This is a genomic window from Parazoarcus communis (assembly GCF_003111645.1).
Classification (GTDB): domain Bacteria; phylum Pseudomonadota; class Gammaproteobacteria; order Burkholderiales; family Rhodocyclaceae; genus Parazoarcus; species Parazoarcus communis_A.
In genome coordinates, this window is record NZ_CP022187.1 from 4,195,478 (window position 1) to 4,209,274 (window position 13,797).

Here is a 13,797-nt window from a genome sequence, read left to right on the forward strand (position 1 = left end):
AGGACGGCGCGCGCGCCGCACGCCCGCCAGTGCGCGGCGAGCACAGGCCGAAGCCGAAACGTCACGAAACCGCAGTGGTCGTCGAAGCCGTCGCAGCGGACGTCAGCGCCGATGCAGGGCGTCCCGCGTCGCGTCTGATCTATGGATTTCATGCCGTGCTCGGCAAGCTGAAGCGCGACCCGGAAGCGGTGTTCGAGCTCTATCTGTCGAGTCAGCGCCAGGACATTCGCGCGCGCGAAGTACAGCAGCTCGCCGAAGCCCAGGGTGTGCGCCTGATCCCGAGCGAATCGGACCGCCTCGACGGCATGGTTGGCACCCGTCGTCATCAGGGCGTGATCGCCCGTATCGACGGGCGGCATCGCGAACTCAAGCTGGCCGACGTGCTCGAGTCACTCGATGAGCCCGCCTTGCTGCTGGTACTCGACGGTGTGCAGGATCCGCATAATCTCGGCGCCTGCCTGCGGGTTGCGGACGCGGTTGGTGCGCACGCGGTGATTGCGCCCAAGGATCGCGCAGTCGGGCTCAATGCCACTGCGGTGAAGGTCGCCAGCGGCGCAGCCGATACCGTGCCCTATATCACCGTCACCAATCTTGCCCGCGCACTGCGCGAAATGCAGGAAGCGGGGGTCTGGATCATCGGGGCGGCCGGCGAAGCCGAGCAATCGGTGTTCGATGTCGATCAGAAGGGGCCGGTGGCCTGGGTGCTGGGGGCAGAAGGCGACGGACTGCGCCGGCTGACTCGCGATACCTGCGACGTGCTGGCGAAAATCCCAATGCTGGGGTCGGTGGAGAGCCTCAACGTCTCGGTGGCCAGTGGCATCTGCCTGTTCGAGGCAAGGCGTCAGCGCGGTGCCTGAGTCGGCTTGCGCGGTGTTTCCGCGGTGTTGCATGTGGTAGCGGGGTCAGGCGAATAGGGCGTCCGTGGAGGAGATGGGATGAAGTCTGCGCTGGGTTTTCTGGTGGCGGCCAAACGCTGCGAGATTCATGGCCTGGAGCAGCTTGAGATCACCAGTGGTCTCGTGAAGGGCGTGAGTGAGCTCGTGCACATGCTGCAGAAGGAGCGTGGCGTGTCCAACGTCTATCTGGCGTCGGCCGGGCGTCGGTTTGCCGCACAGCGGCTGGAGCGGGTCGAGGCCAGCGTGGCGGCAGAAGCCGCTGCGCGCGAACGCTTCGTCCAGCTCGATACTGACTCCGGACGTATGGCGGGTGGCGTGCGACTGTTCAGTCGCATCGCCTACGTGCTGCACGGCCTCGATGCGCTTCCGGCCTTGCGCAGCCGGGTGGCGGGGCGCACGCTCGGCGTCGAAGAGGCCACCCGCAGCTTTACCGAACTGATCGCTGGTCTCATGGCGGTGGTTTTCGAGGCTGCAGATATCGCCGCAGACCCGGCGGTGTCGCGGGCGCTGGTCGCCCTGTTCAACTTCATGCAGGGCAAGGAACTGGCCGGGCAGGAGCGTGCGGCCGGCGCAGCCGGTTTTGCAGCCGGTCGCTTCGAAGCCACGGAGCAGCAGCGGCTCGCGCACCTGATTGATGCCCAGGACCGCTGTTTCCAGATCTTTGTCGAGTTTGCCGATCCCACCTTGCGCACGATCTGGCGCAATGCCCAGACTTCACCCGCGATTGCCGAGGTGGAACGGATGCGTCGCATCGCCTGCGCTGCGTCGAGTGCCCCCGTGGCAGCCGAGGCCAGCGAGCGCTGGTTCGAATGCACCACCTCACGGATCGACGCGATGCGCCAGGTCGAAGACTGTGCGACCAATGCGCTGCTGCATCTGTGTGAGGCCAAGCTGCTCGAGGCGCGCTCCGATCTGCACGATCACAAGCGCTTCCTCGATGCACTGTCGGCGCTCGGCGGACAGAGTGCGGCGCCGCTGGCGGTTTTTTTCGACAAGTCAGCCACCTCGGCGCCGCCCGCTGAGGGCGACGCAGCCGGGCTGGTGGAGGCGGACGGACTCAGTCCCAAGCTCGGGCGCTCGGTGCTCGATCTCATGCAGCTGCAGTCGCAGCGACTGCAGGACATGAGCGATGAACTCAATACCGCGCGTGCTGCGCTCAATGAACGCAAGCTGGTCGAGCGCGCCAAGGGCCTGCTGATGTCCAGGCGCGGTCTGAGCGAAGACGAGGCCTACAAATTGTTGCGACAAACCGCAATGGATCAGCATCGTCGCCTTGTCGATGTCGCCGAGGCGACGCTCTCGCTCGCTGAGTTCCTCAAGCCTGACTGAGCCGCAGCCGCCTGTGGCGGCCTCGAAAAGGGGCGGGAGCCCGCGCTTCACTGCGGCCTTCAGACGGATTTCTCCATGCCCCGGACGCTGCAGATCGCCCCGCAGTCGGCGGGGGGCTGAGCGCGCACGTCTGCACTAAGCCTGTGCAGATGCGGTGACATTGCACTGCAGCAGTGCGTCGGGTTCATCGCACCTGATACCGAAAATTTCCCTTGGTTCCAGTGTTTCCGCGGGCTGTGGCCTCATGCGCGTAGCTGGCACGCTTACTGCATTGGAAAACGCAAAGCCGGATCAACGATGGTCCGGCGGTTGACACAATCCCGAACACTGGACAAAGGCGTCCATTCCCTCCGCGCTGCAAGCGCCGAGCAGGAATGGACGCCTTTTTTGCATTTCAGAATTCAATCAAGGAGTTCACGATGACCAAGCAGACGATCAAAACCCCCGAGTTGACCCGTCGCGGTTTCATCAAGGCCGGTGCTGCAGCAGGCACCGCAGCGATGCTGTCCGGTCTTTTTCCCGGCGGCGTCTGGGCTGCTGGCTCGGAAGGGCTGGAGAAGACCACGCTGAAGTTCGGCATCATCCCGCTCACCGACTGTGCGCCGATCGTGATCGCCAGGGAAAAGGGCTTCTTCAAGAAGCACGGCCTCGATGTCGAGGTGTCGAAGGAGGCGTCGTGGGCCAACATCCGCGACAAGGTTTCGCTGGGCGAGCTGGACGGCGCCCATATGCTGGCCGGCATGCCGCTGGCGGCCACGCTCGGGGTCGGCGCCAACCAGCAGGAAACCGTCACCGCCTTTTCGATGGATCTCAACGGCAACGGCATCACCGTGTCGAATGAACTCTACGAGCGCATGCTCGCCGCCGACCCGGCCGCGATGCAGGGGCGCCCGACCTCGGCGCTGGCGCTGAAGAAAGTGATCGAGGAGGACAAGAAGGCGGGCAGGGAGCCGATGACCTTCGCCATGGTGTTCCCGGTCTCCACCCACAACTACGAGATCCGCTACTGGATGGCCTCGGCCGGCATCGATCCCGACCAGGACGTGCGCCTGATCGTGATTCCGCCGCCGCAGATGGTGGCCAACCTGCAGTCGAAGAACATCGTCGGCTACTGCGTGGGCGAGCCGTGGAACCAGCGCGCAGTGGAGATGGGCATTGGCCGCTCGATCATCACCAACTACGAGATCTGGAACAACAATCCGGAGAAGGTCTTCGGCGTCACCCGCGAGTGGGCCGACAAGAATCCGAACACGCACAAGGCTGCGGTGCGCGCGCTGATCGAGGCCGCGCAGTGGATGGACAAGCCCGAGAACCGCGATGAGGTGGTGAAGATCATCTCCGCCAAGTCCTACGTCAATGCACCGGCGTCGGTGGTCGAGAACTCGATGACCGGGACCTGGATGTACACCAAGGCCGAGGGCCCGCAGAAGATGCCGGACTTCAACGTTTTCTACCGCTACGCGGCGACCTTCCCGTGGCGTTCGCATGCGGTGTGGTTCCTTACGCAGATGGTGCGCTGGGGCCAGATCGAGAGCGCGATCAACTTCAGGAAAGTGGCTGAACAGGTCTATCGCAGCGACATCTACCGCGACGCCGCCAAGGATCTGGGTATCGCCATCCCGACCATCGACTACAAGACCGAAGGCTCGCACGCAGCGGGGTGGACGCTGGACAAGGCCACGTCGCCGATCGCGATGGGGCCGGATCGCTTCTTCGACGGCATGAGCTTCGACCCGTCCAGGCCGGTGGATTACCTCAAGGGCTTCAAGGTACATGCGATGAAGGTCAGCCTTGATGCACTTGCCAAGGCCAACGCCTGATTCCGTGCATGACGACTGAAAAGGACAAGGACATGACTGCGATTTCAGTGACTGTCGGCCGGCCTGTTGCCGAGCCGACCGAAAGCAGGGCAGGGACTGCGGATACCGCGGCTCGTGCGGTGGTACATCCGGTTGTCGCCGAGTCGGAAGCGCCCGGGCTGATGGAGCGACTTCGCCCGATGGCGTCCGGGTTAGCGCGCAGCCTGGTGGCCATGGCCGCCGGCATGGGGCTGCTGCTCGCGATCTGGTGGGCGGTGTCGAGCCGGATCGACATCTTTCCGGGGCCGCTGGTGACCTGGGATGCAGCAGTCGAGCTGCTGGCCGACCCGTTCTATGACAACGGCCCCAACGACATGGGCATCGGCTGGAATGTGCTGTATTCGCTGGGGCGGGTCGGTGTCGGTTTCGGCCTTGCCGCCGTGGTCGGCATCCCGCTGGGTTTCATTGTTGGTCGCTTCAAGTTCATGAACATGGCCACCGAACCCGTCATCGGCCTGCTGCGTCCGGTGTCGCCGCTGGCCTGGCTGCCGATCGGTCTGCTGGTGTTTCAGGAGGCCAATCTTGCCGCGATCTGGGTGATCTTCATCTGCTCGATCTGGCCGATGATCATGAACACCGCGGCGGGCGTGCGCTCGGTGCCACAGGACTACCTGAACGTTGCCCGGGTACTGAACCTGTCTGAATGGAAGGTGGTCACCCGAATCCTCTTCCCCGCAGTCCTGCCCAACATCCTCACCGGCGTGCGCCTGGCCATCGGTACCGCCTGGCTGGTGATCGTCGCCGCGGAAATGCTCACTGGCGGCGTCGGCATCGGCTTCTGGGTATGGGATGAATGGAACAACCTCAAGGTCGAGCACATCATCATCGCCATCTTCATCATCGGCATCGTCGGCCTGATTCTCGAGCAGGCCCTGATGATGGTGGCCCGCCATTTCAGCTACGAAAGCCGCTAAGGAGATCGTCATGACCAAACGTATCGTACAGATCGAAAGTGTCGGTCAGTCCTTCGACACCAAGAAGGGGCCGTTCGTCGCACTGCGCGACGTCAATCTGGAGATCCGCGAAGGTGAGAGCATCTCCCTGATCGGTCACTCCGGCTGCGGCAAATCGACGCTGCTCAATCTCATCGCCGGACTCACCCTGCCCAGCAGTGGCGTGATGCTGTGCGACGGCCGCGAGATCGCAGGCCCCGGGCCGGAGCGGGCGGTGGTGTTCCAGAACCACTCCCTGCTGCCGTGGCTGACCTGCTTCGACAACGTCTACCTTGCGGTCGAGCGCGTGTTTTCGGCCAGGGAAGGCAAGGCGAAGCTCAGGGAGCGTACTCACGAGGCACTTGAACTCGTCGGCCTGGCGCACGCCGAGAACAAGTATCCGAACGAGATCTCGGGTGGCATGAAGCAGCGTGTCGGCATTGCCCGCGCGCTGTCGATGCAGCCAAGAATCCTGCTGATGGACGAGCCCTTCGGCGCGCTCGACGCGCTGACCCGCGCCAATCTGCAGGATGAACTGATGAAGATCCTCGCGGCCACCAGGGCGACCATGGTGATGGTGACGCACGATGTCGACGAGGCCGTGCTGCTGTCCGACCGCGTGGTCATGCTCACCAACGGCCCGTCGGCGACCATCGGCGAGATCCTCGAGGTGAACATCGAGCGCCCGCGCGAACGGCTCGCCCTGGCCCACGATCATCACTTCGCCGAGTGCCGCGCGGCGATCATGGAGTTCCTCTACAACAAGCAGCTCAAACGCGCAGCCTGACCCGGAGACGGACATGTCAAAAGTGTATCTGATCGGTGCCGGACCGGGTGCCGCGGACCTGCTCACGCTGCGCGCGGCCCGGCTGCTCGCGGAGAAGGCGGAAATCGTGCTTGCCGACGACCTTGTTTCCGACGAGATCCTCGCCATGGTGAGGCCTGACGCGCGGGTGCTGAAAGTGGGCAAGCGTGGCGGCAAGGCATCCACGGCGCAGGGTTTCATTCATCGGCTGATGGTTCGCTATGCGCGTCGCGGAAAGTGCGTGCTGCGGCTCAAGGGGGGAGACCCCTTCGTGTTCGGGCGTGGCGGTGAAGAAGTCGAAGCACTTGCCGCAGCCGGTATCGAAGCCGAAGTCGTGCCGGGGCTGACCGCAGGGATCTCGGTGCCGGCCGCGGTCGGCATTCCGGTGACGCACCGCGCCTACACCCAGGGCGTGACGCTGGTGACCGGTACCTCCGGCGAGGGCTGCGACGAGCCCAACTGGCGTGCGCTGGCCCAAGGCGGCACGACCCTGGTGATCTACATGGGGCTGTCCCGCGTGCTCAATATCGTGGCACGCCTGATTGCCGCTGGTCTGCCCCCCGACACGCCTGCCGCAGCGATCGCATCGGGCACCTTGCCCGGCCAGCGCCACGTCAAGGCCACGCTCGCCGACCTGCCTGCGCGCGTCAGTGCGGAAGGGCTGGCCTCGCCGGCGATCATCGTTGTGGGCGAAGTCGCCGCGCTCGCAGTGGCGACGGTTTCCTCCCCGGACATTTCGGCCCGAATCCTCGCGGCCTGAAGGAGTACATCATGCAGAAACAGAAACTGGTCATGGTTGGTAACGGCATGGCAGGGGTGAAAACCCTGGAGGAGTTGCTCAAGCACGCCCCCGACTGCTTCGACATCACCGTGTTCGGCGCTGAGCCGCACGGCAACTACAACCGCATCCTGCTGTCGCCGGTGCTGGCCGGGGAAATGACCCTGCCCGACATCATGCTCAACGATCTCGACTGGTATCGCGACAACGGCATCACCCTGCACGCCGGGCGCAAGGTGGTCGAGATCAATCGTGCGCGGCGCACGGTGCGTGCCGATGATGGCACCGAGGTCGCATACGACCGCCTGCTGCTGGCGACCGGTTCGGTGCCGTTCATCCTGCCGGTACCGGGCAAGGATCTGCCGGGAGTCATTGCCTACCGCGACATCGCCGATACCGAAGCCATGATCGACGCGGCACGGCATCACCGCCACGCGGTGGTGATCGGTGCCGGCCTGCTCGGTCTTGAAGCGGCCAACGGCCTGATTCTGCGCGGCATGGAGGTGACCGTGGTGCACCTCGGCGGCTGGATCATGGAACGCCAGCTCGACAAATCGGCGGCGGACATGCTGCAGGCCTCGCTCGAAGCCAAAGGCATGAAGTTCTGCCTGCAGGCGCAGACTGCGGAGCTGGTGGCGGCAGATAGCGGTCGCGTGGGCGCCGTTCGGCTCAAGGATGGCACCGAGCTGGCTGCCGACCTGGTGGTGATGGCGGCGGGCATTCGCCCCAGCACCAGCCTGGCCGAGTCGGCCCGTCTGCTCTGCGACCGTGGCATCGTCGTCACCGACACCCTGCAGACGGTCACCGATCCGCGTGTCTATGCGGTGGGCGAGTGCGCAAACCATCGCGGCACCGCTTACGGGCTGGTGGCCCCCTTGTTCGATCAGGCGAAGGTGTGCGCGAACCATCTGGCGGGCTTCGGAATCGGTCGCTACGAAGGCTCGGTGACTTCGACCAAGCTCAAGGTCACAGGCGTGGATGTGTTCTCCGCTGGCGACTTCCAGGGTGGTGCCGACTGTGACGAGATCGTGCTGCATGACCGGGCCGGTGGCGTCTACAAGAAGCTGGTGCTCAAGGACGACAAGCTCGCGGGCGCGGTGATGGTGGGCGACACCGCCGACGGCGCCTGGTACTTCCAGCTCGTACGCGAGGGCAAGGACGTGTCGGAGATGCGCGACCACCTGATGTTCGGTCAGAGCTTCACCCAGTCACAGCTTGGCGACGCTGGCCATCAGGGGCAGAGCCAGGCCGCACTCCTGCCGGACAGTGCCGAGATCTGCGGCTGCAACGGGGTGTGCAAGGGCACCATCGTCAAGACGATCCGCGAGAAGGGCCTGTTCACGCTCGAAGAGGTGAAGAAGCACACCAAGGCGTCGTCCTCCTGCGGCTCATGCACCGGACTGGTGGAGCAGATTCTCGCCTCGACCGTCGGCGGCGCCTATCAATCCACCGACAAGTATGCGAAGCCGGTGTGCGGGTGCACCGAGCATACGCATGGCGAAGTGCGCGAGGCGATCCGTCAGCACAAGCTGCTCAGCATTCCCGACACCATGCGGGCGCTGGAATGGAGCACGCCGAACGGCTGCGCAACCTGCCGTCCTGCGCTCAACTACTACCTGATCTCCACCTGGCCGTTCGAGGCCGAGGACGACCCGCAGAGCCGCTTCATCAACGAACGTGCCCACGCCAACATCCAGAAGGACGGCACCTACTCGGTGGTGCCGCGGATGTGGGGCGGGCTGACCACGCCGGACGAACTGCGTGCGATCGCAGACGCGGCCGAGAAGTACAAGGTGCCGACGGTCAAGGTCACCGGTGGCCAGCGCATCGACCTGCTCGGCGTGAAGAAGGCCGACCTGCCGCTGATCTGGTCCGACCTCAACGCAGCCGGCATGGTCTCCGGTCACGCCTACGGCAAGAGCCTGCGCACGGTGAAGACCTGCGTCGGCATGGAGCACTGCCGCTTCGGCACGCAGCTGGCGATGGATCTCGGCGTCAAGCTGGAGAAGATGCTGTTCGGCATGTGGAGTCCGCACAAGGTGAAGCTGGCGGTGTCGGGCTGCCCGCGCAACTGCGCCGAATCCGGGATCAAGGACGTCGGCATCATCGGCGTTGATTCCGGCTACGAACTCTATGTGGCCGGCAACGGCGGCATCAAGACCGAGGTTGCGCAGTTCTTCTGCAAGGTCGGCAGCGACGAGGAGGTGATGGAGTACGGCGGCGCCTTCCTGCAGCTTTACCGCGAGGAGGCCTATTACCTTGAGCGCACCTGCCACTACATCGAGCGTGTCGGTCTCGAGCATGCGAAGAAGCGTGTCGTCGAAGACGTCGCCAACCGCAAGGCGCTGTACGAGCGCCTGCTGTTTGCACTGAAGGACGCGCCCGATCCCTGGGCCGAGCAGCGTACCGCGCCCCTGGTGCGCAACTACCAGACTATTGACCTGAACAACAGCAGCGGAGATCGCCATGGCCTGGCAGAAACTGTGTCCTCTTGAAGAAATCCCGGCACTCGGTGCGCGCGTCGTCGCGCATGCCGATGGCGACATCGCGGTGTTCCGTGCCGAAGGCGACAGCGTGTTCGCGATTGCCGATGCCTGCCCGCACAAGGGCGGCCCCCTGTCGCAGGGCATCGTGCATGGGCAGAAGGTGACCTGCCCGCTGCACAACTGGAACATCGAACTCGATTCCGGCCATGCGTGTGCGCCGGACGAGGGCTGTGTGCGCAACTATCCGGTGCGGATCGAAGCCGGGGAAGTGTGGCTGGAGACCTGATGCTGCGCCGGTCAGCGTGCCGTTGTCTTCAGGACCAGAGTGCGCTGACCGGGGCCTCAGGTGAGAAGCGGTGGGCGATCTGCGCCTGCAGCAACTCGGCGGAGGCGAGCGCGTCGGTCAGTGCATGGTGTGGCCGGTAGCGCGGCAGTCCGTAGCGGCTGCGGCTTGCGGCAAGCCGGATGGAGCGCTGTTTGTGGCCGAACAGACGTGCAAACAGCCCAAGACGCTTCTTGCGGTGAAGGCGGGCCTCGAGCTCCATGGTGTCGATCACCGGGAACTCGATCTTCTCGCCGATGCGTGGTCGCAGCGCGCCGTTGAGAAACTGGCGCTCGATCGCACTGCAATGCACCACCAGCACATGGCCTGCCATGTGCTGCAGCACTTCGTCGAGGATCTCGATCAGGTCGGGTGCGGTATCGACCTGCGAGTCGGTGATGCCATGAATCGTCACCGACTCCTCACCCAGCGCCGTACGCGGCTTCAGAATCCAGTGCCGCGACTGGCTGGCGAGGATGCGGTCGAGGCGCATCGGCACCAGTCCGATGCTGACAATCCCGTCGCGCACCGGATCGAGGCCGGTGGTCTCGACATCAAGCGCCATCAAGGGCACCGCCGACAGCGGTGTGTCGCCGGCGACCGCGCCCGCCGCGTAGAAGCGCTTCAGCCGCTCGTCGTGCGCCGCCGCTGCCAGTTCGGCAAAGCGCTGCGGCCAGTCGTGCACTGTTGTGCCGGATGTGGCGCCGGGCTGTTTCTGCTGCAGTGAGCCTAGATGTAGCACGATGGGACCCTCAAGCGCTGCGGCCGGGCTGGTAGCGGAACTTCAGGTATTTCTGCGCGTTGCTCAGGATGAGGAAGGCATCGCGCAGACTCTTGCGCTCGAAGTCGGAGAGGCTCTCCGGTTCGATGCTGTTGTCGGGCTCGTTGCCCACGGCGAGGTCGCCCGCCTGATTGCGGATGCGCACCATGGACACGAATTCGAGCGCGTCGTGGAGGTCTTGCCCGCGTCCGCGCGGCAGGATGTCGGCTTCGATGATGTCGCGCAGGCGTTCGAAGGAGTTCAGTGCAACCGATCCCACGGCCAGCGAATGCACCCGAATCAGGTCGGCGAGCGGGGCCGTGCCGCGTCGCTTGAGATTGATCGCGCGGCTGTGTCGTCCGTCGGACTCCACCACGAAATCCTTGAAGAAGCCCAGCGGCGGGGTGCGCAGGAGCGCATTGCGTGCCATGCACGCGAGAAAGCGCGAGTTGCCCTTGGCCTTGCGCGAGATGAGGCGGCGCAGCCCATCGATCCATTCGGTCTTGCCCCAGACGCCATCGAGGTCGAAAAAGATGCCGCTGTTGAGCAGCGATTCCGGCGTCGGCTTCTCGATCCAGTCGGTGAAGTAACGCTCCCACTCGCGCAGCGGCTGTCGCCACTTTGCATTGGTCGCCATCACCCCGCCGGTGCAGTAGGTGTAGCCGCAGCGCGCCAGGCCGTCGCTGACGAAGGCGGCCAGCGACTTGAAGTAGTCGTCGTGGCGTGCGGGATCGAAACTGTTGTCGAGCACCAGCGCGTTGTCCTGATCGGTGACGATGAGCTGTTCCTGTCTCGCCATCGAACCCAGTGCCAGAAAGCAGTAGGGGACGGGCGGCGGTCCAAGATGCTCCTCCGCAAGTTCGAGCAGCCGCTGCTTGAAGCTGCGCCCGATCACGGCCATTGCGCTGCCGATCATGCGCGAGCTCGCATCCTCGGTCACCATGCGCGCGAAGCAGGCGTGGACGTCGGCGGTGAGCGCCGCGAGTTCATCGACGCTGTGCTGGCGGAAAATGCTGCTGACCACGAACAGGCTGTTGCGCGACTCGTAGCGGATGATGTCGGACAGCGCGACTACACCGATCGGGCGATGATTCTTGAGCACCGGCAGATGGTGCACGTTGTTGCGCAGCATCTGCAGCATCGCTTCGAAGACGAGCTGGTTGTGTTCCACCCAGACCAGCTCCGACGACATGATGTCGGTGACCGGCGTGTCGTAATTAAGGCCTTGCGACACCAGCCGCACGCGGATGTCACGGTCGGTGATGATGCCGACCATGCTCGGCGTCGACGATGCCGCATCCGGTTCGTCGACAATCAGGAGTGAAGAGACGCCCTCGTCGGTCATGCAACGCGCCGCATCCATCGCGGTCGAGCCGCGCCCGAGCATGACCGGCTCGCGACTGATCAGCACATCGACGGTCGCCGACATCAGCTGATTTGCGTCTTCGCGGCGGGACACGACCTGGCGCAGGCGGGTGCGGTCCTCGACCTCGACCAGATCGGCGAACTGCTCGTTGTTCTCGAACAGGTCGGTGAATACCGGCTCCGGGATCAGATAGACAAGGGTGTCTTCGAGCGCCGCAGCCGGAAAGCGCACCTGTTTGCGATGCAGTAGGCCGAACTCGCCGAAGTAGCCGCCTTCTGTCAGGCGGTTATAGAGCGTGCCGTTGCGGCGGAAGACTTCCACCGCGCCGCTGCGCACCACATACCAGGCAAGCGCCTCCTCGCCGAACTCGAGGATGCGGGCGCCGGCCTTGAAGTAGCGCACGTCCACCGACTGTGCGACGACGTGCAGGGTCTCTTCCGGCAGTTCCTGGAACGGCGGATAACGGCGCAGAAAATCAAGGATCTCTAGCTGTTCGTCCTGCATCTGGGTGGCCACGGTGAAGGTGAAAAAAAACGGGCGGGCACTTGTTCAGCAAGCGCTCGCCCGGTTTGACTGCCATGCGGCAAGCGTCAGGTCAGGAGGCCCTGGGCTCCGACGCCAGACCCTTGATCACCGATATCGTGGCAACCAGAAGCACGATGGTGAAGGGGAAGCCGGTCGATACCGCCATCGCCTGCAGCGCGACAAGTCCGCCCCCCAGAATCAGTGCAACCGCGACCAGGCCTTCGAAGGTGCACCAGAAGACGCGTTGCGGCGTGGGGGCATCGACCTTGCCGCCGGCTGCGATGACGTCGATCACCAGTGAGCCGGAGTCGGACGAGGTGACGAAGAACACCACGACCAGAATGATGGCGAGGAAGGAGGTGATCTGCGCCAGCGGCAGGACGTCGAGCATGTAGAACAGCTGCAGCGGCAGGTCGGCGTTGGCCGCAGCCTCGTAGCCGTCCTTGACCAGCTGGCTGATCGCAGTGCCGCCGAATACCGTCATCCACAGCACGCAGGCAAGCGAAGGCACGAGCAGAACCGAAATGATGAACTCACGCACGGTGCGACCACGCGAAACGCGGGCGATGAACATGCCGACGAAGGGTGACCAGGAAATCCACCATGCCCAGTAGAAGGCCGTCCAGCCCTGGGAGAAGTTCACGTCTTCACGGTTGATCGGATTGGCCAGGGCGGGCAGATACTCGAGGTAGGCGCCGAGGTTGTCGACAAAGCCGGTCATGATGGCCAGCGTCGGGCCGACCAGGATCACGAAGGCCAGCAGCAGCACCGCGAGCACCATGTTGATCTCGGACAGGCGCTTCACGCCGGCGTCGAGTCCGGCCAGCACCGATACCAGTGCAATGGCGGTAATGCCCACCACCAGTACGATCTGCGTGGTATTGCCCAGCGGAATGTCGAACAGGTAGTTGAGGCCGGCGGCCGCCTGCGAGGCGCCGAAGCCGAGCGAGGTGGCGAGACCAAACAGGGTCGCGAGTACCGCGAGAATGTCGATCACGTGCCCCGGCCAGCCCCACACACGCTCACCGAGCAGGGGGTAGAACACCGAGCGGATCGTCAGCGGCAACCCCTTGTTGAAGGAGAACAGCGCGAGGCCGAGCGCGAGGATGGCGTAGATCGCCCACGGGTGCAGGCCCCAGTGATAGATCGTTGCAGCCATCGCAAGACGCGATGCGCCCGCGGGATCGCCGGCCGCGGCACCCAGCGGTGCCCAGTCGGTGCGCACGCCGTTTTCCATTGCGGTGCCGCCGAGCGAGCTGCCGAAGTGCGAGAGCGGTTCGGAAACGCCGAAGAACATCAGGCCGATACCCATGCCGGCGGCGAACAGCATGGAGAACCAGCCGGTGTAGGTGTAGTCGGGTTTCGCTTCGGTGCCACCGAGGCGAACCTTGCCCAGCGGCGAGATCGCCAGTCCGATGCAGACCAGGACGAAAATGTTGCCCGCGCCGATGAAGAACCAGTCGAGGTTCGAGGTCAGCCAGCCGCGCATGCTGCTGAACATCGGTTCGACCTGAGTCTGGAACATCAGGGTCAAAGCCACGAAGGCGATGACAGCAATGGCCGAGATTGCAAAGACCCGGTTGTGGATGTCGAGGCCGAAGGGCCCGACATTGACGAGGATATTGTCCTGACCAATCTTGTAGTCGGTATCGATGGGATTGACGTCACCGTCGGGGATCATTGGATCCCGTTTCTCTGTCATGGGAGGCTTCCTTGTTGGGGACGATGGAGAGGGATGG

General features: G+C 64.2%; 11 protein-coding genes. 8 read left to right on the forward strand and 3 right to left on the reverse strand.

All coding sequences use genetic code 11. From position 1 onward, the window contains the following. Nucleotides 1–74: 74 nt before the first annotated feature. The 8 genes from rlmB (at nucleotide 75) to nirD (ending at nucleotide 9,371) form a co-directional block, all read left to right on the forward strand. Nucleotides 75–857 carry a 23S rRNA (guanosine(2251)-2'-O)-methyltransferase RlmB gene (gene rlmB, locus CEW83_RS19140; protein WP_199915335.1) on the forward strand — a complete coding sequence of 261 codons (783 nt, stop codon included), beginning with the start codon at nucleotides 75–77 and terminating at the stop codon, nucleotides 855–857. A gap of 78 nt (nucleotides 858–935) precedes the next feature. Further along, complete coding sequence (locus CEW83_RS19145; RefSeq protein ID WP_108950781.1) at nucleotides 936–2,225, forward strand: nitrate regulatory protein; 1,290 nt, start codon at nucleotides 936–938, stop codon at nucleotides 2,223–2,225. A gap of 419 nt (nucleotides 2,226–2,644) precedes the next feature. Next, nucleotides 2,645–4,045 (forward strand): CmpA/NrtA family ABC transporter substrate-binding protein, encoded by a 1,401-nt coding sequence (locus CEW83_RS19150; protein ID WP_108951531.1) that lies wholly within the window; start codon nucleotides 2,645–2,647, stop codon nucleotides 4,043–4,045. 32 nt (nucleotides 4,046–4,077) lie between these two features. Further along, nucleotides 4,078–4,998, forward strand: coding sequence for a nitrate ABC transporter permease (gene ntrB, locus CEW83_RS19155; RefSeq protein WP_199915161.1), 921 nt, complete (start codon nucleotides 4,078–4,080; stop codon nucleotides 4,996–4,998). A 10-nt stretch (nucleotides 4,999–5,008) separates the two neighbouring features. Next, on the forward strand, nucleotides 5,009–5,803 hold the full coding sequence (locus CEW83_RS19160) for an ABC transporter ATP-binding protein (RefSeq protein WP_108950782.1): 795 nt from the start codon (nucleotides 5,009–5,011) through the stop codon (nucleotides 5,801–5,803). 13 nt (nucleotides 5,804–5,816) lie between these two features. After that, complete coding sequence (gene cobA, locus CEW83_RS19165) at nucleotides 5,817–6,581, forward strand: uroporphyrinogen-III C-methyltransferase (RefSeq protein ID WP_108950783.1); 765 nt, start codon at nucleotides 5,817–5,819, stop codon at nucleotides 6,579–6,581. Nucleotides 6,582–6,592: 11 nt separating this feature from the next. After that, the gene (gene nirB, locus CEW83_RS19170; RefSeq protein WP_108950784.1) at nucleotides 6,593–9,094 is read left to right on the forward strand and encodes a nitrite reductase large subunit NirB; all 2,502 of its coding nucleotides are present in this window, start codon (nucleotides 6,593–6,595) and stop codon (nucleotides 9,092–9,094) included. Continuing rightward, on the forward strand, nucleotides 9,066–9,371 hold the full coding sequence (nirD, locus tag CEW83_RS19175; protein ID WP_108950785.1) for a nitrite reductase small subunit NirD: 306 nt from the start codon (nucleotides 9,066–9,068) through the stop codon (nucleotides 9,369–9,371). The genes nirB and nirD overlap by 29 nt, the downstream gene beginning before the upstream one ends. Nucleotides 9,372–9,399: 28 nt before the next feature. Here nirD and CEW83_RS19180 read toward each other — a convergent pair whose 3' ends face one another. The 3 genes from CEW83_RS19180 to CEW83_RS19190 form a co-directional block, all read right to left on the reverse strand. After that, nucleotides 9,400–10,149 (reverse strand): 3'-5' exonuclease, encoded by a 750-nt coding sequence (locus CEW83_RS19180; RefSeq protein ID WP_108950786.1) that lies wholly within the window; start codon nucleotides 10,147–10,149, stop codon nucleotides 9,400–9,402. A gap of 10 nt (nucleotides 10,150–10,159) precedes the next feature. After that, nucleotides 10,160–12,037 (reverse strand): DUF294 nucleotidyltransferase-like domain-containing protein, encoded by a 1,878-nt coding sequence (locus tag CEW83_RS19185; protein WP_108950787.1) that lies wholly within the window; start codon nucleotides 12,035–12,037, stop codon nucleotides 10,160–10,162. A 91-nt stretch (nucleotides 12,038–12,128) separates the two neighbouring features. Then, nucleotides 12,129–13,760 (reverse strand): BCCT family transporter, encoded by a 1,632-nt coding sequence (locus tag CEW83_RS19190; RefSeq protein WP_108950788.1) that lies wholly within the window; start codon nucleotides 13,758–13,760, stop codon nucleotides 12,129–12,131. Nucleotides 13,761–13,797 lie beyond the last annotated feature (37 nt).

Excerpts from the sequence above, each read along its gene's own strand:
- nirD (WP_108950785.1), top strand. The coding sequence starts at position 9,066 with ATGGCCTGGCAGAAACTGTGTCCTCTTGAAGAAATCCCGGCACTCGGT.
- CEW83_RS19185 (WP_108950787.1), bottom strand. The coding sequence starts at position 12,037 with ATGCAGGACGAACAGCTAGAGATCCTTGATTTTCTGCGCCGTTATCCG.
- nirB (WP_108950784.1), top strand. The coding sequence starts at position 6,593 with ATGCAGAAACAGAAACTGGTCATGGTTGGTAACGGCATGGCAGGGGTG.
- cobA (WP_108950783.1), top strand. The coding sequence starts at position 5,817 with ATGTCAAAAGTGTATCTGATCGGTGCCGGACCGGGTGCCGCGGACCTG.
- CEW83_RS19190 (WP_108950788.1), bottom strand. The coding sequence starts at position 13,760 with ATGACAGAGAAACGGGATCCAATGATCCCCGACGGTGACGTCAATCCC.
- CEW83_RS19145 (WP_108950781.1), top strand. The coding sequence starts at position 936 with ATGAAGTCTGCGCTGGGTTTTCTGGTGGCGGCCAAACGCTGCGAGATT.
- CEW83_RS19150 (WP_108951531.1), top strand. The coding sequence starts at position 2,645 with ATGACCAAGCAGACGATCAAAACCCCCGAGTTGACCCGTCGCGGTTTC.
- ntrB (WP_199915161.1), top strand. The coding sequence starts at position 4,078 with ATGACTGCGATTTCAGTGACTGTCGGCCGGCCTGTTGCCGAGCCGACC.
- CEW83_RS19160 (WP_108950782.1), top strand. The coding sequence starts at position 5,009 with ATGACCAAACGTATCGTACAGATCGAAAGTGTCGGTCAGTCCTTCGAC.